The sequence below is a fragment of the Desulforegula conservatrix Mb1Pa genome (genome assembly GCF_000426225.1).
Lineage (GTDB): Bacteria > Desulfobacterota > Desulfobacteria > Desulfobacterales > Desulforegulaceae > Desulforegula > Desulforegula conservatrix.
Genome location: NZ_AUEY01000004.1, coordinates 42,410 through 62,712, shown reverse-complemented (window position 1 = coordinate 62,712; position 20,303 = coordinate 42,410). Strand labels below are relative to the sequence as shown.

Here is a 20,303-nt window from a genome sequence, read left to right as displayed (position 1 = left end):
TTTTGAACATTTACAAGGTCGTCAAAAGTCAGATTCCCGTCATTCCGGCGCGGGCCGGAATCCATGAATAACTGAAAATATTGGATGCTGGATCAAGTCCGGCATGACGCCGATGCCATTTTTTGACTTTTTGTGAAGGCATCAAAATTGGAATTATTGATCAGTATTTCCAGGTAAGGGTCAGGCCGATTCCTTTCATATCACCACCAGCTTTCATGCTGACTGGGAGGCTTTTATATGAGCTGTTCAGATTCTGGCTTTCGCCTTTTATTATTCTGTCTCCGTCTGATGTCACGTATGTTCCTGCAATGTCGACCGTAACTCCTTCCAGATCTATTCCCGCGCCGATCCCATAAACATGGCGGTCTGCGTCTGGCCATACAAAATCAAAAGTTTCATCAGGTATGGGTGAGGGATCATATGTATATCCGCATCGAAGCGTAACTTTTTCAATAATCTGCCATTCTGTACCGAATTTGAGCTGGAATTTATCTTCCCATTTTCTTGGATATGAAATTTCAGGGATCATTCCAATAATGGCCGGGCTGAAAGAAAGGTGATAAGCATTTGTAACTGACCATTCTGTCCAGAGAATGTCTGCCTCGAAAGCAACGGTTTTAAGCGGATATATCCTTACTCCGGCCTGGATCTGCTGGGGGAAGTCAATCGCAGTATCAGCCTTTGATCTCAGGATCATGCCATTTGGGGCAACAACCACCGCGCTTCCTGAAAAATCAGCCTCTGTTCCGCTTCTCCACGTAATGCCAAGGTTTATGTCTTCAGATGGCGTAAAAAGCATGCCTATATTCATGGAAAGATTTGCGTCATCTTCAAGGTCAACCCTTATGTCAGCATCGTGGAACAATGAAGAAATTTTTTTGAGCGTTGCTTCGTCGAGTCCTGTTTTGTCCCTCACAGGCTGGGACGTTGCTATGTATTCAGGGAAATACTCTCTGTTGCTCTGGCCAGTCTTTGCTTTGCCTATAGAAAGACCCGTTCCGATGGAAAAAGTATCATTGATATTAAAGGACATTCCTGGAGTGATAACTTCCCTAACATAATAAGACTCATGACTGTTATATGCCGCAGGGTTTCTGTTGGGATTAGACGGCCATTCCATCTCAAGCCCGAATGGCACATATGCCGCGACTCCTGCTGTTATTCTGTCATTGATTTTTTTAGACGCGCTGAAATGCGGAACTGCTATGCCGTCAGTCGTGCTGGAAAAAGGAGCTGTTTTTTGATGATAAGGATCATGGCTAACGCTGTATTCGTTTACTATCAGGTCCGGCTTTACAAGCGAAGTTCCGGCTGAAAAAGTGAATCTGTCGCTGCCTTTAAGAGCGCCAGGATTGTTGAACAAAGCATATGTTTCGTCCGGACAGGCTGCAACAGCTCCGCAGACTGATATGGCCCGTGAGCCTATTCCGAAGTTGTCAACATTGCCTGCCATGACCGGGCATACGAAAATTGCCTGGAATATGACTGCTGAAATCATTAATAAAATTAGAATTATCATATATGGATTGCCTTGCTTTTTCTTTATTCTGCTTAGGGTTTATGTTTTTAATAAAGGGAGAATTCGTGAGGGGTATAGCCCCATAAAAAAACATAATCAAGGGTTTATTGGTTTATGGGATAACGTTGTTATTTATGAATGTATCTGTTGTTTTTAAAGAATGACAAGTGTTCACAGGAGTGTGTTGTGAATAATGTTTATAGGAAGTGTATTCTGTAGTAGCATTGTTATTTTTTTTGATGGATCTTCGGACTTGGTCAAAAGCAGGGTGGGCGGCGATGTTAAATTATCTTAAAAATGCTTCATCTAATTGCCCATGCATTTGGTTTTAACATCTTCAACAGTCCAGGTAAGGGATTCATTCTTTTTAATTTTTGAGCTTCCCTCAAAAAGACTCGAACCAGTGCCAGCGTCCTTTACCATGCAGTTGATGGTTTTATGCGTCCCTTTATCGCTTTGAAGCCTTATGGCTAATTTCAGGTTACTGCAAGTAGGGCCGTATTCGAGTCTGCCGGAAACCTCAAGTGAGTCTCCTGACTGCGATATGTTTACCATGGATAAAGTGTAACCGTTGGCTGTGATATCTGCAGCGCTTGAAATTGCAGGAAAAACAATAAAATTAATTATGAATGAAATAGCAAATAGAAGCCTGTATTTGTTCATTTTTGATAAGCCTTATGTATAATACTAAAATGTTTCATCATATTTGATGGGTTTTAAGCCAGCATAAGACAAGTTTTCATTATTAATATTACGTGTTGATATAGACTTTGTTTTCATCCATGCGAGAACTCTTTTTTCAAACATTACATAGAGAAAAGAACCGCCTAAAACTCCTGATAAAGCGAGCAGCAATAATGTCATATCATTTGGGATTAGTTCAGACATATTGGTGCTTTTAATTCGTTTGCAGAAAAATTCAATAATAAAAATGTGAATCAGATAGATTGAATAAGAGGCGCTTCCGACAAAAAGAGCTATTTGTCTTTTTTTTAAAAAACTGTTTATCCCATTAGAACAGCTTCCAATGATTATCATGGCCGATGCAATTCCAAAAAACCATGTGTATTTGCCTTCTAAAGATGAAGTGTTGTCGAGTAAGCCTAAAATAATGAAAAGGGCATTTCCAGCAAAGAAAGCTGAATACCTCAAAATATCAGCTTGGTTTGTTCTTATGCCGGACTTGATCTTTTCTGTTAATAGGCCTGTTAATATCCCTAATAAGAACAAAGTGTTGTATTTTGATAGGAGAAATACCGAGGGGAAGTCGGGAGTGTTACTAAATATATTAAAAAAAACTGTGAGTGTGAATATCAAGCCAGATACAGTTAGTCCTGTTTTTTTGTTCATAATGATCAATGAAAAAAAGAGATAGAAAAGAATCTCATGGGTCAGCGACCAAGCTACAATTACATGCGGCGGATGTTCTTGAGGCATCAGCAGGAGGCTGGTTATTATGCCTGAGAGATTTCTGTGATATGGCTCCCCAAAGCTTGGACGCAGCAGCCAGACAGGAAGCAGCACCAGTGTGACTGTCCAGTAAAGTGGATAGATTCTGATGAATCTGTTTTTCAAAAAAGATTTTATATCGCGGCTCTTATTACCGTTGCAGTAAGTATGATAAAGAATAAAGCCGCTCAGAACGAAAAAGAATTCAACCCCTGCATGGCCAAAATGGAAAATTTGGCTAAGAGGGGTTTCCAATGAATATTTGCTCATTATGAAATTTGTATGATGAAGCACGACAAGAACAGCTGCGAAACCTCTGTATGCCTGAATGGCATGTAGCGTCTTCACTGTGGACGCTCCTTTTGTTATGAGGTTGGAATTGCCCTAAGCCGTGCTAATGGTCAGATACCATATAATTCACAGGTATTATCCCATATTGATTCAGCTATTGTTTTTGAATCTTTTTCAAGTACTTCAGCAATTTTAAGCAGCACGGCCGGTACGAATGACGGTTCGTTTCTTCTTGTTTTGTTTTTATGTGGAGCCGGGGTAAGGTAGGGCGCGTCGGTCTCAATCAGTATTCTGTCAGAAGGAATGTACCTGACAAGATCTCTTAAAGTTTCGCCTCTTTCATTCATCGTAATTATACCTGTTATTCCTATATATAAACCGAGATCGAGATAAGATTCAAGTTCCTTTTTATCCCCGCTGAAACAATGCACGACTCCGCGTCTGTTTTTGACTTCGTGATGTTTGAGGATTTCCAGAAATCTTCCTTCTGAATCCCTTTCGTGGAATATGAGTGGCAGATCAAGTCTGTATGCATATTCTAACTGACGGATAAACCATTTTTCCTGAACATTTTTAGGAGAATGCATTCTGTTGAAATCAAGACCTGTCTCGCCCCATGCCTTGACCTTGCTGCTTTTGGAAAGTTTTTCGAGGTGTTTCAGGACTTCCTCGCTGCATTCCTTGGCATCATGGGGATGAATTCCTACTGATGCGTAAACCCCGTCATACTGCTCCGCCACATGTACACATATTTCAGATGATCTTTCAGTCACGCCGACCGTCATCATTCCAGTTACGCCGGCTTCCTTTGCTCTGTCTATCATTTTTTCAAAATCTTTGGTGTATGAGGAATCATCAAGATGGCAGTGACTATCAAAAAAATGCATGTGGTCTCCTTAAAATCCGTTGAATAAAGTCTGAGGGGTCATAGCATTTTAATAAGCGGCAGGCAAATCGAGGGTTTGTTTTTTTCATTAATAGTAAGGCTTATTTTCGGCCGGTTTCAGCTTGATTTACAAAGATGCAGGGAGTAAGGTGTTTTTTCTGCTTTTTTGATTGGATGATGATTATCAAGCCTTTATAAAAAGGGAACATGGTTATGTTCAGAATAGTTGACAGAAAAGAGATCGCTGGCGTTGCAATAGTTGAAAATCAGATCGAAGCTCCGCTCATAGCAGCAAAGTCTAAACCAGGCCAGTTTGTGATCCTTAAAGCCAATGAGACCGGAGAACGAATTCCGCTCACAATAGCTGACAGGGATATCGAAAAGGGCCTTATTACAATACTTTATCTTATCGTTGGCAAATCAACCCGTATTTTTGCTGATCTTAAAGCAGGTGACTGCTTTCAGGACGTCATAGGCCCGCTTGGTCAGGCAACCCATCTTGAAAAATATGGAAAAGTCGTTTGTGTTGGCGGCGGCACTGGGATTGCCGTTCTTCATCCAATAGCAAGGGGGCTCAAGGAGGCTGGCAATCATGTCACAAGCATACTTGGAGCAAGGTCAAAGGATCTTCTTGTTTTTGAAGAACGTATGAAAAAGATTTCAGATGAAGTCATAATTACAACAGATGACGGTTCTTATGGAAGAAAAGGCTTTGTGACAGATCCTTTAAGGGAAATGCTTGAATCCGAAAAGCCAGATTTTGTGGTGACCATTGGCCCTGTCCCAATGATGAAGAATGTCTCAAAGCTTACAAAAGAATATGGCGTAAAAACCATAGTCAGCCTTAACCCGCTAATGATTGACGGCACGGGAATGTGCGGATGCTGCCGTGTGAGCGTTGGCGGCCAGACCAGATTCGCATGCGTGGACGGGCCAGAATTCGACGGCCATCTTGTGGATTTTGATGAAATCATGATGCGCCTGAAATCATATGACACAGAAGAGCGTAAAGCCATGGAAGATCATAAGTGCAGGCTGACCGGCAAACCTTAATTTACCGTAAATTTTGAAATCCCTTTCAGAGAGATCTTAAAATGACTGATAACAAGATTAAAGCGTCGAAACTTCCAAGAAATAAAATGCCTGAACAGAAACCAGAGGAAAGAAACAAAAATTTTCTTGAGGTTCCGCTTGGATATTCGCCTGAAACAGCCATTTCCGAGGCAAAGAGATGCCTCCAGTGCAAGAAACCGGGCTGTGTTGCGGGTTGTCCTGTAAATGTAGACATCCCCGCTTTCATAAATCTCATAGCTGAAGGTAATTTCAAGGCTTCCATAAGAAAGATTTGGGAAAGAAATGCCCTGCCAGCGGTCTGCGGAAGGGTCTGTCCCCAGGAAATCCAGTGCGAGGGTTCATGTATTCTTGCAAAAAAAGGTGAATCCGTCGCTATTGGCGCACTCGAGAGATTTGCAGCTGATACTGAAAGACTTACAGGTGTCCATGAAATGCCGCCTAAAGTAGCTTCCATAGGTAAAAAAGTCGCTGTTGTGGGTTCAGGGCCATCCGGACTTACTGTTGCTGGCGACCTTGTAATAAAAGGTTATGAGGTTACTGTTTTCGAAGCCTTTCACAAGGCTGGCGGAGTGCTTGTCTACGGTATTCCTGAATTCAGGCTGCCAAAGGATATAGTCGCGGATGAGATTAACTTCCTTGAAAGACTTGGAGTGAAAATCGAGACCAATATGGTCATAGGAAAGGTTGTATCTGTTGACGAGCTTTTTGCTTCTGGATTCGAGGCCGTCTATGTCGGGGTTGGGGCAGGTCTTCCAAGCTTTCTGAATATCCCTGGTGAAAACTATATCGGTGTATATTCAGCAAACGAATATCTGACCCGCGCCAATCTTATGAAGGCCTATCTTTATCCTGAATATGACACTCCCATCGCAAGGGGAAGGCATGTGGCTGTTTTTGGAGCAGGCAACGTTGCCATGGATTCCGCAAGAACTGCTTTAAGACTTGGAGCCGAAAAGGTTGAGATCATATACAGGCGCACAAGGGCTGAGATGCCGGCAAGGGCGGAAGAAATTCACCATGCCGAGGAAGAAGGCGTTGAGTACAGATTCCTGACCGCTCCTTTAAGATTTATTGGAAATGAGAATGGCCGTCTTGTTGGAGTTGAGTGTCTCAAAATGGAGCTTGGCGAGCCTGATTCATCCGGCAGGCCAAGACCTGTAGAAGTCAAGGGTTCGGAATACATAGTCCCATGCGATATGGCCATAATTGCAGTTGGCTCAGGAGCAAATCCCATCCTCACTTCTTCGGCCCCGGATATGAAGCTGACAAAAAGAAACTATATCATCGCAGATCCCGAAACCGGCAGGACAACCAAAAAAGGAGTCTGGGCCGGAGGAGATATTGTGACTGGTCAGGCTACAGTAATTCTTGCCATGGGCGCAGGCAGAAAGGCAGCCGATTCGATTGATGCTTATCTTTCAGGAAAGGATGATAGCTGGCCTGAAGAAAAATAAAAAATTTAGATCCGATTGAGGCTATCCAAAATCCGACATCATGAATTGTTGTTTTATGAGTTTAGATTTTTGATTTAAAGACGCCGGGCAATACTTTAAAAAACTTCAATCAAAAATAGAGAATTTTTGCCTCGACGGGGCGCTTTTTGAAAAAAGCTCAGCAAAAACTTATGGACAAATATTCAGGTTTGAGAAATCTCAAATTAAGAGTAGAGTCATAAGGGGATTGCGGTTTATTCTTTCAATGCATTGTCGAGATGTCCATAGGAGGCGCTGTATGAAACGAGAGTTCAATGTTATCATTGAGCGCGATGAAGATGGCTTTTTTGTCGCCTCAGTACCTGAATTAAAAGGTTGCCACACCCAGGCAAAAAACCTTGATACACTTATGAAGAGAGTTCGCGAAGCCATTGAACTATGTATTGAGGTTGAAGGCGATAATGTCAGATATACAGAGTTTGTTGGAGTTCAGAGGATATCAGTCGAGGCATGAGCAGGCTTCCAAGGATAACAGGCAAAAAGGTTATTTCTGCTTTGCGGAAAGCTGGATTTGAAGTTATTCGCATAAAAGGCAGTCATCATTTTCTTCAACATGAAGATGGTCGTTGTACAGTTGTCGCTGTTCATTCTGGTGAAACAATCGGAAGCGGGCTAATGATCAAAATACTAAACGATTGTGAAATGACCGTTGATGACTTTTTAACCTTCGTGTAATCTGGGGATATATAGGTTTTAAATCATCGGAGGATATTATGGATACCACAAGATTTGTTTGCTGGCAGGAAGCAGATTTCTGGCTGGGTTATTCTGAAGAATGTCCTGATTATATGACCCAGGGGGAATCACTGGAAGAATTAAAGGCAAATCTTGCAGATATTTACAAGACCCTGACATCAGTTATATATAGAGTTTCATAATCATTTCTTTTTTCCGTGCTTTCTTCCAATTCAATGGTTATTCTGTCTTTATTCAGGTTTATCAGCATCCTCTTGATTCAATTAATCTTATGACAGGCGGAGGTGTCTTATGATCATGCAGAAGCTTCCCCTTGAAATTCTACCCCAGCCAGATGATGAAACATGCGGCCCCACCTGCCTTCATGCAATATATAATTACTATGGCGACCAGATTTCAATAGATCAGGTCATTGACGAGGTTCGTTGCGTTGATACAGGCGGAACTCTGGCTGTACATCTTGGAAATCATGCTTTAAAACGTGGCTATAAGGCTGATATTTTTACAAATAATCTTCATATGTTTGATCCGACATGGTTTAAGGGAAAAGGCGTATCCCTGAAACAAAAGCTATTAGCACAGGCCAAGCACAAGAGGTCGGACAGATTCAAAAATGCGACGTCCGGGTATTTGTCGTTTCTTGAAAATGGCGGAGAAATACATTTTGCGCCAATTACCCGCAAGCTTATAAGGATGTATCTTCAGCATGAAAAACCGATTCTTGCTGGTCTCAGTGCGACATACCTCTATGACACGGCGCGTGAGGTTCCCGAAACTAATGAATACCATGATGTGAAAGGCGTTCCCAGCGGACATTTTGTGGTTTTGAGGGGGTATGACCTGCTCAGAAAAAAAGTTATGATTGCAGACCCCTATCACTCAAATCCTTTATTCAAAAAACATTATTATTCGGTTAATATAAACAGACTGATTCATGCAATTTTGCTCGGTATAGTAACTTTTGATTCCAATCTTCTGGTTATTGAACCGGCTGAAAGCAGTGTTTTGCAGGAGAACTGATGAACGTACTTCTGGTGGTTGATAATCCCAAAAACTGGCCACTCAATATACCCAATGTCGGCGTTGTTTCAGCGCGTGATTATCTTGAAAGCCGTCTTGGTGATCTTCCAAGAAGAACCAGGGTTTTTAATCTGTGCAAGTCATACAGATATCAGACAATGGGATATTATGTCTCGCTCATTGCAGCGGCAAGGGGGCATAAGGCTTTCCCGTCCATAACATCCATACTTGATCTGAAATCAAGATCAGTAATGCGCCTTGTAAGTGAGGAGATGGATGAAATAATTCAGAAAAGTTTCAAACAGATACAGTCGGAAACCTTTGAGCTGAGCATCTATTTCGGCAAAAATCTTGCCATGAAGTACGACAGGCTAAGCATGGAGCTTTTCAACCTGTTCAGATGTCCGTTTCTAAGGGCTTTTTTCTTTAAGAAAGATGGTAAATGGCATCTTAGAAATGTCAGCATGATTGCGGTCAGTGATATCCCTGAAAATCACTTTCCATATGTGATAGATTTTGCCGGAGCTTATCTCGAAGGGCATGAACAAAAGCAGAGGCGCAGGAAGAGCAGGGTGTATGATCTTGCAATTCTGATAGACCCAGATGAAAAAATGCCTCCGTCAGATGCAAAGGCTATTTCAAAATTTGAAAAAGCTGCCGAGTCATGCGGATTCAATACAGAAATCATCACAAAGAATGACTATCACAGGCTTCCAGTATTTGATGCCCTTTTTATCCGTGAAACGACCGCAGTTAATCATCATACCTTCAAATTTGCCCAGAGGGCAGAGGCAGAAGGGCTTTTTGTTATTGATGATCCCCAGTCCATCATAAGGTGCACGAACAAGGTCTATCTTGCAGAGCTTCTTGGTCAGCACAGAATCCCATCGCCTGATACAGTCATTATAAACAGGAAGAGCCTTGATAAGGTTGTTTCGAGGCTCAGCTTTCCATGCATAATCAAGCAGCCTGACAGTTCATTCTCCCAGGGCGTTGTAAAGGCAGAGGATTATGATGATTTCATGATTAAAGCCGGTCAGATGCTCCAGAAATCAGAACTCATAATAGCCCAGGCATTCATGCCTACAGCCTTTGACTGGCGCATTGGAACACTTGCCGGAGAGGTCATCTACGCCTGTAAGTATTATATGGCAGGCTCCCACTGGCAGATAGTCGAGTGGAAAAAAACATCGGTCGAAATGGGTAATACCGAAGCCCTGAAAATTGAAGATGTGCCTGACGCTGTAATAAAAATGGCTCTACGCGCTTCAAGGCTGATCGGCGAAGGTCTTTATGGAATCGACATCAAGACATTCGAGAGTAAAAATTATGTGATCGAGGTAAATGATAACCCAAGCATAGACAGCGGCATTGAAGATGATGTGATGAAGGAAGGACTTTATCTTAAAATAATGAACCATTTTATGGAGAGCGTGAGAAGGAAAAAGGCTGTGTAGTTTCGATTAGAAATTTTGCCTGCATTTGAAAACCTAAAGCCGCTTGGAAGACTCTTCCTTAGCGGCTTTAAATTTAGAATTACATATCAAATACATCCATTATCGTCAGCGTCGCCTCCATCAGCCTGACTATTTTTCCGCCAATCATTACATGAATGACCCCAGGCGGCTGGGGAGGCATTTTGACCATGATATATTGGGGAACAGGTTCTCTGTATACATATATATCAGGCGGCATAACATATCCGGGCCTTACCCTTGTATACCAGCCAGGAGGCGGGCCATGCTTTTTATGGTGTTTGTAATGATATTTTTTGTGATGATTGTGATCAGAATACATATATCCATCGTCATCATAATTATTATAATGACGTTCATAAGTCCTGTATTCCTGAACCCTTGAAGGCACCGGGCTGAAAATGTTCACATCGAGCCAAGGTTCTTTGTAGGAATGATATCCTGCGGGGGTATGGTTTATTCCTCCATGCTTGGAAACATAATATCCTGCTTGAACCCAGCTTGGGGCAATGAATAAAAAAATAAACATGCCCGATAAAAGTACGATTGCGTTTAAAATGCGATCCGTTTTCATTTCGGCCTCCGATAAGAGCCATGATGATAATGATTTTTTAATAAAATCAAGGAACATCATTGCTCGGTCTGTTCAACATTTCTTTATTTATGGATTCTAAAAGAAGTATAAATCTATAACAACGCAAGTCAATATTGATAAATAAGGAATAGACTTAATGCTTGGCCAGCTTTTGGGGCTAACTAAAGATGGTGCTGATCCACTGGATTAACCAGGTAAATAATTCAGAAATACTTGATCTGCCATCCATGAAGCTATAGTCTGTGGAAATTTTGCACTCAAAGGTCTTTGATGAAAGGCTACGCATCAACCTGATCTGAAAACGGAGAAAAAATGACTTATTCCATTTTTGAAGCTGTTGGTATTGAAATCGAATATATGATCGTTGACAAGGATTCCCTTTCTGTAAGGCCGCTTGCGGAAAAGCTTCTGACCCTGCCGGACGGAACAATTGAAAATGAGATTGAAATGGGCGTCATCAACTGGTCTAATGAACTTGTCTCACATGTGATAGAGTTCAAGCTCGCCTCTCCTGTTTCATCCTTTGACGGCCTTTCAGGTGAATTCCAAAAACAGGCTGATATAGTTAATAAAAAGCTTGAAAAATATTATGCCATGCTTCTTCCGGGCGGCATGCATCCTTTTATGAAGCCTGATACTGACACTGTTTTATGGCCCTATGGCGACAAAACCATTTATAACGCATACGACCGGATATTCGGATGCAAGGGGCATGGATGGTCGAATCTCCAGAGCGTGCATATTAACATGCCTTTTCAGGGCGATGAGGAATTTGCAAGGCTCCATTCCTCAATAAGGCTTGTGCTTCCGCTTATTCCCGCAATCAGCTCAAGTTCGCCGGTTATGGAAGGACGGCTGACCGGCTTTTCTGATACAAGGCTCAATGTTTACAGACACAACCAGGCAAAGATTCCTTCCATAGCAGGCATGATAATACCAGAACCTGTTTTTTCAGAATCAGAGTACAGGGATAAAATCCTATCCAGCATGTATAAAGATATTGCTCCTTATGATCCTGAGGAAATACTCCAGGATGAGTGGCTAAATTCCAGGGGGGCGATTGCCCGTTTTGAACGAAATGCCATAGAAATAAGACTCATAGACACCCAGGAATGTCCGAAAGCCGATATATCGATTTGCGCTTTTGTTTTTTACCTTGTGAAGGCAATTGCTGAAGAAAGGTACGCGCCTTTTTCCAAATATAAGAATTTTGCCACTGAAAGGCTGGCGGATATTCTTTTTAAATGCTTTGAAAAGGGCGGAGATGCTGAGATTAAAGATTCTGAATTCCTTGCTTTTTTTGGCATTGGCGGAGAAAAGGCAAGGGCAGGGGATGCCGTAAAAAGTATTTACGAAAAACTGTCATCTGACTGCTCCGAACTATCGCCTTTTAATGACAGTCTTGAAATTATTCTTGAAAGAAATTTGTCTTCAAGAATAGTTTCTTCCCTTGGTAAAGATTTCGGAGAAAAGGCTGTTCTTGATACCTGGTTCAGACTTTCCGAATCTCTTCGAAAAGGAGTTCTTTTTTCCTGATGCGGAATATGTATGCATATAAAAGTACGCCAACTGTACATCCGAGTATGTTGGCGATAAGGTCGTAACGATCTGCGCATCTTGATGGAACAAAGCACTGATGCAGTTCGTCTGACACTCCGTATAAAGAAACAGTCACGATGCTGATTGCGGCTGAAATAGCTGGAGATTTTAATTTGGGGATAGTTCGAACAGCTCTGAGTACAAGTATGCCGGCAACAAGGTAAGCGAAAAAATGGCATAACTTGTCGAAATTCCATTTGGTGGGGAATCCTTTGGGCAGAGGATGGGATGACTCGTAAAAAATCAATCCAAAATATAAAAGAACCGGAAGCCAGGCAAAGAGTTTTTGTTTTGTGTTGGATGTCATTATAGCTTTTTGTTTAGCCCTCAACTATCGTGATTTTCTGGTCCAGTATAGAAAGTTTTTTGCGGAGCTTTTTTACAAAAAAGCGACCCGCCGGAGGCATAGTAAAGGGTGCGCAAGCCTTGCGGCTTGAGCACCCCACATTTTTTATTCAGCAAAAATATCAAGATTCATTTTTCTGGACTTGATATGAGCCTTAACTTTTTCAAGGAAAGCATCAATCGGCATTCCCTGTTTAACTGTTCCGTCGAGGGTTCTGACGGCAACTGTTTTTTCGTCCTTTTCCTTGTTTCCGACAGTGAGAATCAGAGGAATCTGTGAAAGCTGTGCATCACGCACCTTTTTCTTGAGACTCTCATTTCTCTGGTCAATTTCTGTCTTGAGACTTTCCTTTTCAAGGATGTTTTTCAGCTCTGCCGCATAATCAGCAAGCTCTTCATTCATGGGAAGAAGAACAATCTGGACAGGAGCCAGCCATAGCGGGAATTTTCCTGCAAAATGTTCTGTCAGAATTCCAATGAATCTTTCGATTGATCCGAAAACAACCCTGTGTATCATGATTGGTCTGTGTTTTTCATTGTCAGAGCCTATGTAAGAAAGATCGAATCTTTCAGGCAGGGACATGTCGAGCTGAATTGTTCCGCACTGCCAGGTTCTGCCGATTGCATCCTTTATGTGGATGTCAATTTTAGGGCCGTAGAACGCACCGTCGCCTTCGTTGATCTTGTATGGCTGGCCATATTGATCAAGGGCGGACTGAAGGCCGTTTGTCGCAATTTCCCACTGCTCGTCGCTTCCAATGGACTTTTCTGGTCTTGTGGAAAGCTCAAGATGGAAGCTAAGGCCGAAAGTCGAATAAACTCTGTCTACAAGCCTGAGAACTCCAAGGATTTCATCCTGGATCTGATCAGGAGTCATGAAAATATGTGCGTCATCCTGATGGAAAGCCCTTACCCTGAAAAGCCCTGAAAGAACTCCGCTCAGCTCGTGCCTGTGAACAAGACCGATTTCTGCTGCTCTGTGGGGCAGATCTTTATAGGAATGATTTTTCATTCCGAAAAGAATCATCCCGCCAGGGCAGTTCATTGGCTTTATTGCGTATTCACGCTCATCCACGACAGATGTATACATGTTCTCGCGGTAATTTGCCCAGTGGCCGCTCTTTTCCCACAGGGTTTTCATGAGCATTACAGGAGTTTTTGTTTCAACATAACCTGCTGCCCTGTGTTCTTCTCTCCAGTATTCGAGAAGTGAATTCCAAAGAGCCATTCCTTTCGCGTGGAAAAAAGGCATGCCCGGAGCTTCATCATGGAAGCTGAAGAGATCAAGCGCAGGCCCGACTTTTCTGTGGTCACGCTTCTTTGCTTCCTCGATCATGGTCAGATATTCGTTCAGATCTTTTTTGTCGAAAAAAGCTGTGCCGTATATTCTCTGGAGCTGGGCATTATTCTGGTCAGCCCTCCAGTAAGCGCCTGAAACCCTCATAAGTTTTACCGCCTTGATGAATCCTGTGTGCGGAATATGGGGGCCACGGCAAAGGTCAGTAAAATCTCCCTGACTGTAAAACGATATTTTACCGTCTTCCAGACCTTCAAGGATTTCCACCTTGTATTTTTCGTTTTTATAATGCTCGAGTGCTTCTGCCTTGGCTATTTCAGCTCTTGTGAATGGAAGTTTGGCCTTTACAATTTTCTGGATCTCTTCCTCTATTTTAGGAAAAGCCTCTTCTGAAACAGGCGGCATGTCGATATCATAGTAGAATCCTTCTTCAACAACCGGCCCAATGGTCAGTTTTGCTTCCGGATAAACTTTAAGAACAGCCTGGGCCATTACATGGGCCGCACTGTGACGCATTATTTCGAGTGATTCAGGATCCTTGGTCGTCAGGAGCTTGACTTTTGAATCTTTTTCTATGATTTTTGAAAGGTCAACGAGCTCTTCATCGAGCACCATTGCCACGCAATCCCTTGCTAGGCCTTCAGATATGCTTTTTGCAACATCAAGGCCGGACGGAGGATTGTCATAAGTTCTAATACTGTTGTCAGGAAGTGTGATGCGAATCATTTTCAAACCCTTATTAATGAGTGGTAATTTTTTGCTTGAGCAAAAAAATTAGGGCATTATATGAAAAAAAACGAACGAATTACAGATTTTTCTTTATAAATACCCGGATATGTAAGAGAACCGATCTTGTGGGTCAAGTAAAAATGTGAAATTATAGCAAGTTTGAATTAACAGGGTATAAAAAGGACTTTTTCCGCAGGCTTTACGGATTTAAAAATATGAAACAGTTCAAAAGCAATTTCTTCTTCATAGAATCAGATCAGGGGGTTATAGAGCTCGCATCTCTGCTGTTAGGTAAAAAAAAGGTGGCGGTTGATCTTGAGGCTGATTCGATGTTCCACTTCAGGGAAAAAGTCTGTCTTATCCAGATAGGCGCTGATTCAGCTGTATACATAATAGATCCTCTTGTCACTTCTGATTTATCCGCTCTCAAGCCTGTTTTTGCAAATCCTGAAATCCAGAAAGTGTTCCACGGAGCAGATTATGATGTAAGATCTCTTTTCAGGGATTTCGGGATAACAATATCCAATCTGTTTGATACTGAAATAGCCAGCAGATTCCTTGGTTTCAGAGAAACAGGGCTTGATTCGGTAATACAAAAGCGTTTCGGTATAGATCTTGACAAGAGATTTCAGAAAAAGGACTGGTCCCAACGTCCTTTGTCGGATGAAATGGTTGAATATGCTGCATTTGATGTTGTTTTTCTTATCCAGCTCGCAGAAGAATTCCAGCAGAAACTTGCATCCCTTGGAAGGCTTTCCTGGGTGATGGAAGAGTGCAACAACCTCAGTATGGTCAGGCCCCAGGATAATGGAGACGAGCCTTTTTTCAAGAGATTTAAAGGCGCCGGAAGGCTTGATCGCAGAAGCCTTGCAATTCTTGAAGGACTCCTGAAATTCAGATTTGAAATGGCTGAAAAAAGGGACAGGCCACTTTTTAAAGTTCTTGGCAACGAGAGCCTGATGAGAATAGCCATAACCCGTCCTGACAACACAGACAAACTTTTCGAATCAAGGCTTCTTTCCATAAAACAGCTTCATATGTATGGCGATGATCTTATCAGGATTGTAAAGGAGGCAATGACCTTGCCAGACGAAATGCTTCCGAGGTATCCGAGATCAAGACCTGAACCATCTGTGCCAGGACTTCCCCAGAGAATAAGAAAGCTGAAGATCTGGAGGGATGAGGTTGCCGCAAATATTTCCATAGATCCTCCACTTTTAATGAAAAATGCTGTTATTTCGACAATAGCGGTCAAAATGCCGAGAAGCAGTGACGATCTTTGCTGTATTCCGGAGATGAAGGCCTGGCAGATAAAAACCATCGGGGCTGATCTTATTAAATTTTTGAACACCATAGATTAGGGCATAAGAAAAAGGCAGAAAATGGAAGAGAAAATATCCATAAAATCAGGAGAGCTTCTGCTTGAAGGGCTTTTTGATCCGTCAGGCATAAATGGGAAAGGCGTGATAATAACTCACCCTCATCCGCTGTATGGCGGGAATATGTATAATAATGTAGTTGAGACTCTGGTTTCGGTATTCAAGGACAGAGGATATTCAACCCTTAGATTTAATTTTAGGGGTGCAGGCTCGAGCCAGGGCCATCATACAGAAAGCGGAGACGGCGAGATGCAGGATGTTGCGGCGGCGGCAGCATTTATAGTTGAAAAAGGACTTAGCCCGGTATTTCTTGCAGGATACTCATACGGCAGCTGGGTAAGCCATTCAGCTGCTTGCAGAGGTTTTCTTGCTTCATTTCCTCTGGAAGGCATGCTTCTGGTGTCACCTCCTGTGGATTTCATAGGTTTTGATAAAAAATCGGTTAATCTGGAATTGAAAATAATTTCTGGTGGTTACGATAATCTTGGTAGGCCGTTTTCAGTTAAAAAAGTCATGAATGATTGGGCAAGAGCTGTTTATTTTGAGTCTATTGAAGAAGCGGATCATTTCTGGGTCGGCCACGAAGATGATCTGTATGAGAAGGCTCTGACCGCAATAAGCTGACCACATTATTCCCCAGTCAAATTTTAAACTATGGCAAACACCTTTGAAAAAGGCATTTGCCATTTTTTTTAGTCGGCTTTTTACCATTGTCATTATGGAGATACTATAATCCTCATGGCAAGATAAGGCACAAGATTGAAAATAAGAATGCATATCTTGTAAAAAGCCATCCCTGAATAATGAATCGAATCAAATCTGTCTTCAGGAATCCTGAACCATCTGCCGTGGATTTTCAGCATCCAGTTTCTCGCAAACACAAAAAACAGAAACCACCATGTCAAAAGACCTAAATTGATTAATGAACACCATGCTAAGATTGAGCGTGTAGTTTCAAAAGTCATTGGCATCTCCTTCTGTTTTTAAGAGTAAATGGCCAAGAGGTTTTGCATGAAATAGATAATTCTTTAAAGACTAATGGATATAGGTGGAGCTGGGGTGTTGATTTCGATGCTTGAAAGCTTTGGTTGTGTGGGGGGCTTTTAAAAAACCTCCCACATTTTCAATTCATCAGATTTTTATGATACGGAGTTTCAGAAACTGGCTAAATTAAATTTCTATTTCGTCGAATGGGCCATACCATGCATCTGTGAGTCTGCCCGTAACAATTTTTTCAACTTCTGATCTGCTTTTGATCCAGTTGACAACTTTTTCAAGTTTTTCCTCTGGTTTGTCTTTTGCGTTCCCAAGTTCGATGAAACCTTCAAAAACCTCATCGTCGCCACCGCCTCCGAGACAGCATTCGTTTGCTTCAATAGCTTCTGTAAGAAGAGCATTAAGGAATTCTTCCATATCAGTTCCAGCAGTTATCTTGAGTGCTATTGGAGCGCAAAATTCCTTGAATTCTCCCAGGCATTTTTTTCTTCTTATTCTCTTATTCATGGGTATGATCTCCTTATTTTTTTAATATTATTATGTCGTGATTTGATTACTGCTTAAGCTATCCATAAAAAAACATAGGCCTTTAAATTAACTTTATTCGATTACATCCTTTTAAGATTAAATAGTACCTTTTTATTTGAAATCATTCAGTTGGCTTTTAGGTTTTTTCTCCTAAAGAGATTAGCACGTAGCGGACAACAGATTATACATGATCTTTTGAAGCCGATAAAAATCAATATGTTTCAATTGCCAGTATCGAGTATATTGCCGGAAAGAACAGCTTTCATTGCGGCATCATCCGAGTCTTTATTTATTTCTTCAAGTACCTCCCACAGTTTTTCGAATTCAGGCAGGAGCTTCCATTCTGAATGTTTTGTGGAATGCTTTTCTCCGTTTTCCAGAAGCTTGTAGAAATATACGCTGCAACCCCTGTATTCCCTGTTTGCGCCACACCACAGGGTGAAATGGCCCGGAAGAATGCCGCCAACCTTCCATCCCCATTGCTTGAGGCAAAGATACTGGGTTATATTATGCCATGTTTCGCAGTATGCAGAAAAGTATTCTGCCCCTGACTTTTCTTCCATGATCTTAAGCGCCTCGGCATTTGCAAATATGATCATATGAGCGTCCAGGGTTTTCCTGTAATCAGGGTGAAGCGCCCCAAAACTGAACTCTATACTCAGGTTTTTGTCGTCTTTTGCATATATGTTGCCACCAATGACTCTGTCTTTTTCCTTGTCTTCTATTATGAGTATGCACTGGCTTTTTTCATGGCTGTCTTTTTCCCAGTTTTCTGCTACGGCAATCCTGTTTTCGTATTCCTCAGGAAAAAGCATCCATTCATAGCTTGAACCATAGATTTCAGGGTAGGCGAGTCTCCATAATTCAGCTGTTTTTTCAAAATTGGAAATACTTATGGCCCTTGCTCTGTATCTGCCTCCGCAATACTCCCTTATTCCTATGTCAGGCCATCGAACTTTTTTTTCAATTATCTCTCTTGTCTGGCATGTCTTACCCATTTCTGCAAAAGGAGTGCATTGTTCCATATTTAGTTTTCTCATGGGCGCATTTCCTTAAAGAACATCCCTAAAGAAAGATGTGGAGGTATATTTTGAAATGATGAGCCCTGAAAATAAATGGTTTTCAGAGCTTTTGGGAGTTTTAATTAATCAACTTTTATTCATCGTTGTCTTCATTTCCACCATCTGCATAAGCCTGATTTATTTCCACGAATTCATTCAGGTTTTTTGCAAATAGATCGGCAAGGACAGGATCAAAATGTTTGCCTTCCTGCGTTTTTATATATGATGCTGCTTCTTCATGGCTCCAAGCTGGCTTGTATATTCTTTTATGAGTCAGGGCATCAAAAACATCGGCAATGGCCGTAATTCTGCCATATATATGGGTTTCTTCGCCTTTGAGGCCTCTTGGATAACCTTTTCCGTCCCATCTTTCATGATGTTCGTGAGCTATTATTGCTGCTGCCTGCATGATTTCCCTGTCTGATTTTTTTAGAATTTCATAACCGATTACAGGGTGGGTTTTGATGATTTCAAATTCTTCAAAGGTCAGGGATTCGGCCTTTGACATGATTGAGTCTGGCATTCCTATTTTGCCTATATCGTGCATCGGTGCCGCCATTTTGACTATATCGGCTATTTTTTCTCCAAGTCCTGATTTGAGCGCAAGCAGTTTGGACATCTGGGCCACCCTCTGGACATGGTTGGCTGTCTCTTTTGATCTTGTTTCAACCACTTCTCCGAGGGTGTAGATGACTTCTTTCTGGGTTTTGACCACATCTCTTGCAAGATATATGTTGTCGAATGCTATTGACACATTGGACGCGAATATTCTGACCAGATTTTTTTCCATCTCTGTCAGATTCTCGCAGCCCGTAAGGTAAAGAAGATTGTGTGTGCCGCTTTGGCTTATCGAGTAGCCGATGTAGCAGTCATCTATGAAAAGATCCGATTTTTCCTTCATTACTATTTCAATGTATTTGTGGGCGTTTGGTGGGAGAACCGTATGTATGGGTTTCTGGATGAAATCCTCGTACTGGCCGGTGGCTGCCAGTATGCTAAGTTCTTCCTTGCCGCACGCGGCCGCAAAAACCGAACCCCTCATATACATTGCGTCGTCATTAAGCCTGAGTATGGCAAGCAACTGAGTCAGAACTCCGGCTGCAAATGTTTTCAAGGACTGATATCTGAAAAGCTGGGCAGAAGAGTTTAGTATGAGCTCAAGCCCTCTCCTGTTTTTTTCAATGGTCTGAAGATCGTTATATGATCTGAGGGCTGTTGTCACCGTCGTGAAAAGCTTTTGTGACGTGAGCTCTGTCTTGGCTTTATAATCATTAATGTCATAATTTGTTATGATGTCGTTTTCAGGAGCCTTGCCTGGTTGTCCTGTTCTCATTATTATGCGTATGATTCTGTTTTTCAGGTCTTCGCGAATATATTTGACTAATTTTAACCCTGCATCATCTGTTTCCATGACAACATCAAGGATGATTATTGCCGCATCTGGCTCATCCTTAAGGAGTATTTTTGCCCCTTCCGCAGAAAAGGCGCTTAAGAAGTCTATTCCCCTGTTAAGAAATGAATAGTCCCTGAGAACCATTTTTGTTATACTGTGAACCTCTGGCTCATCATCAACTATTAATATCTTCCAGTTGGCTCTGGAATAGACCTGAGCGGAGAGCCGTTCAGACTCGTCTGCAAAAATCAACTGGTCGTCCATTTTATCCGGAATGGTTTCAGATTTATCTGACGTGACGCTGTCAGTGGGTTGGTTGTTCATTTATGCTCCGCTTAATTATTTACAAGTCTGCAAAAAGTCCGGTTACCGTCATTCCGGCGAAGGCCGGAATCCAGAAGTATCTGAAAATACACAGATGCAGAGTCAATCCTGGCATGACGCTAAAAGCCCTTTTCTGACTTTTTTGCGAAGCCAT

The 20,303-nt window shown here is 42.0% G+C and carries 21 protein-coding genes; 10 read left to right on the top strand and 11 right to left on the bottom strand.

Going from position 1 to position 20,303, the window contains the following annotated elements; genetic code table 11:
- Nucleotides 1-160: 160 nt before the first annotated feature.
- From K245_RS0103000 to K245_RS0102985, 4 genes are all read right to left on the bottom strand, one after another.
- On the bottom strand, nucleotides 161-1,519 hold the full coding sequence (locus tag K245_RS0103000) for an OmpP1/FadL family transporter (protein WP_027358116.1): 1,359 nt from the start codon (nucleotides 1,517-1,519) through the stop codon (nucleotides 161-163).
- Nucleotides 1,520-1,825: 306 nt separating this feature from the next.
- Complete coding sequence (locus tag K245_RS0102995; RefSeq protein WP_027358115.1) at nucleotides 1,826-2,182, bottom strand: hypothetical protein; 357 nt, start codon at nucleotides 2,180-2,182, stop codon at nucleotides 1,826-1,828.
- A 24-nt stretch (nucleotides 2,183-2,206) separates the two neighbouring features.
- Complete coding sequence (locus tag K245_RS26265) at nucleotides 2,207-3,316, bottom strand: acyltransferase family protein (protein ID WP_051283820.1); 1,110 nt, start codon at nucleotides 3,314-3,316, stop codon at nucleotides 2,207-2,209.
- Nucleotides 3,317-3,369: 53 nt separating this feature from the next.
- Complete coding sequence (locus K245_RS0102985; protein WP_027358114.1) at nucleotides 3,370-4,146, bottom strand: TatD family hydrolase; 777 nt, start codon at nucleotides 4,144-4,146, stop codon at nucleotides 3,370-3,372.
- Between the two features lie 212 nt (nucleotides 4,147-4,358).
- On the opposite strand from K245_RS0102985, the gene K245_RS0102980 reads away from it, so the two are divergent.
- The 7 genes from K245_RS0102980 to K245_RS0102950 all read left to right on the top strand — a co-directional run bounded on the left by K245_RS0102980 (nucleotide 4,359) and on the right by K245_RS0102950 (nucleotide 9,885).
- The gene (locus K245_RS0102980; RefSeq protein WP_027358113.1) at nucleotides 4,359-5,198 is read left to right on the top strand and encodes a sulfide/dihydroorotate dehydrogenase-like FAD/NAD-binding protein; all 840 of its coding nucleotides are present in this window, start codon (nucleotides 4,359-4,361) and stop codon (nucleotides 5,196-5,198) included.
- A gap of 41 nt (nucleotides 5,199-5,239) precedes the next feature.
- Nucleotides 5,240-6,673: an NADPH-dependent glutamate synthase gene (gene gltA, locus K245_RS0102975; protein WP_027358112.1), complete on the top strand. Its 1,434-nt coding sequence runs from the start codon at nucleotides 5,240-5,242 to the stop codon at nucleotides 6,671-6,673.
- A 277-nt stretch (nucleotides 6,674-6,950) separates the two neighbouring features.
- Nucleotides 6,951-7,166 carry a type II toxin-antitoxin system HicB family antitoxin gene (locus tag K245_RS0102970; protein ID WP_027358111.1) on the top strand — a complete coding sequence of 72 codons (216 nt, stop codon included), beginning with the start codon at nucleotides 6,951-6,953 and terminating at the stop codon, nucleotides 7,164-7,166.
- Complete coding sequence (locus K245_RS0102965; protein WP_027358110.1) at nucleotides 7,163-7,387, top strand: type II toxin-antitoxin system HicA family toxin; 225 nt, start codon at nucleotides 7,163-7,165, stop codon at nucleotides 7,385-7,387. The genes K245_RS0102970 and K245_RS0102965 overlap by 4 nt, the downstream gene beginning before the upstream one ends.
- A 38-nt stretch (nucleotides 7,388-7,425) precedes the next feature.
- Nucleotides 7,426-7,590, top strand: a complete 165-nt coding sequence (locus tag K245_RS27995; RefSeq protein ID WP_198013814.1) for a type II toxin-antitoxin system HicB family antitoxin — start codon at nucleotides 7,426-7,428, stop codon at nucleotides 7,588-7,590.
- 109 nt (nucleotides 7,591-7,699) lie between these two features.
- Complete coding sequence (locus K245_RS0102955; RefSeq protein ID WP_035276380.1) at nucleotides 7,700-8,428, top strand: cysteine peptidase family C39 domain-containing protein; 729 nt, start codon at nucleotides 7,700-7,702, stop codon at nucleotides 8,426-8,428.
- Nucleotides 8,428-9,885: a RimK family protein gene (locus K245_RS0102950; protein ID WP_027358108.1), complete on the top strand. Its 1,458-nt coding sequence runs from the start codon at nucleotides 8,428-8,430 to the stop codon at nucleotides 9,883-9,885. The genes K245_RS0102955 and K245_RS0102950 overlap by 1 nt, the downstream gene beginning before the upstream one ends.
- A 79-nt stretch (nucleotides 9,886-9,964) precedes the next feature.
- Here the strand turns inward: K245_RS0102950 and K245_RS0102945 are convergent, their stop codons facing one another.
- On the bottom strand, nucleotides 9,965-10,477 hold the full coding sequence (locus tag K245_RS0102945; protein ID WP_156906681.1) for a hypothetical protein: 513 nt from the start codon (nucleotides 10,475-10,477) through the stop codon (nucleotides 9,965-9,967).
- A 333-nt stretch (nucleotides 10,478-10,810) separates the two neighbouring features.
- Between K245_RS0102945 and K245_RS0102940 the strand changes: the two genes are divergently transcribed.
- A complete protein-coding gene (locus tag K245_RS0102940) occupies nucleotides 10,811-12,034 on the top strand; it encodes a carboxylate-amine ligase (RefSeq protein WP_027358106.1) in 1,224 nt (407 codons plus the stop codon).
- Here K245_RS0102940 and K245_RS27145 read toward each other — a convergent pair.
- Nucleotides 11,991-12,404: a VanZ family protein gene (locus K245_RS27145; RefSeq protein ID WP_027358105.1), complete on the bottom strand. Its 414-nt coding sequence runs from the start codon at nucleotides 12,402-12,404 to the stop codon at nucleotides 11,991-11,993. The genes K245_RS0102940 and K245_RS27145 overlap by 44 nt on opposite strands.
- A 144-nt stretch (nucleotides 12,405-12,548) precedes the next feature.
- A complete protein-coding gene (gene thrS, locus K245_RS0102930; protein WP_027358104.1) occupies nucleotides 12,549-14,465 on the bottom strand; it encodes a threonine--tRNA ligase in 1,917 nt (638 codons plus the stop codon).
- 218 nt (nucleotides 14,466-14,683) lie between these two features.
- Between thrS and K245_RS0102925 the strand changes: the two genes are divergently transcribed.
- Entirely contained in the window at nucleotides 14,684-15,829 is a 1,146-nt protein-coding gene (locus K245_RS0102925) for a ribonuclease D (RefSeq protein WP_027358103.1), read from the top strand.
- 21 nt (nucleotides 15,830-15,850) lie between these two features.
- Nucleotides 15,851-16,471: an alpha/beta hydrolase gene (locus tag K245_RS0102920; RefSeq protein ID WP_027358102.1), complete on the top strand. Its 621-nt coding sequence runs from the start codon at nucleotides 15,851-15,853 to the stop codon at nucleotides 16,469-16,471.
- Nucleotides 16,472-16,563: 92 nt separating this feature from the next.
- Here K245_RS0102920 and K245_RS0102915 read toward each other — a convergent pair whose 3' ends face one another.
- From K245_RS0102915 to K245_RS0102900, 4 genes are all read right to left on the bottom strand, one after another.
- Complete coding sequence (locus K245_RS0102915) at nucleotides 16,564-16,812, bottom strand: DUF6868 family protein (protein WP_027358101.1); 249 nt, start codon at nucleotides 16,810-16,812, stop codon at nucleotides 16,564-16,566.
- Nucleotides 16,813-17,017: 205 nt separating this feature from the next.
- Nucleotides 17,018-17,350: a 50S ribosome-binding protein YggL gene (locus K245_RS0102910; RefSeq protein ID WP_027358100.1), complete on the bottom strand. Its 333-nt coding sequence runs from the start codon at nucleotides 17,348-17,350 to the stop codon at nucleotides 17,018-17,020.
- Nucleotides 17,351-17,592: 242 nt separating this feature from the next.
- Nucleotides 17,593-18,411 carry a hypothetical protein gene (locus K245_RS0102905; protein WP_027358099.1) on the bottom strand — a complete coding sequence of 273 codons (819 nt, stop codon included), beginning with the start codon at nucleotides 18,409-18,411 and terminating at the stop codon, nucleotides 17,593-17,595.
- Between the two features lie 115 nt (nucleotides 18,412-18,526).
- Nucleotides 18,527-20,149 (bottom strand): DUF3369 domain-containing protein, encoded by a 1,623-nt coding sequence (locus K245_RS0102900; RefSeq protein ID WP_198013812.1) that lies wholly within the window; start codon nucleotides 20,147-20,149, stop codon nucleotides 18,527-18,529.
- Between the last annotated feature and the right edge of the window lie 154 nt (nucleotides 20,150-20,303).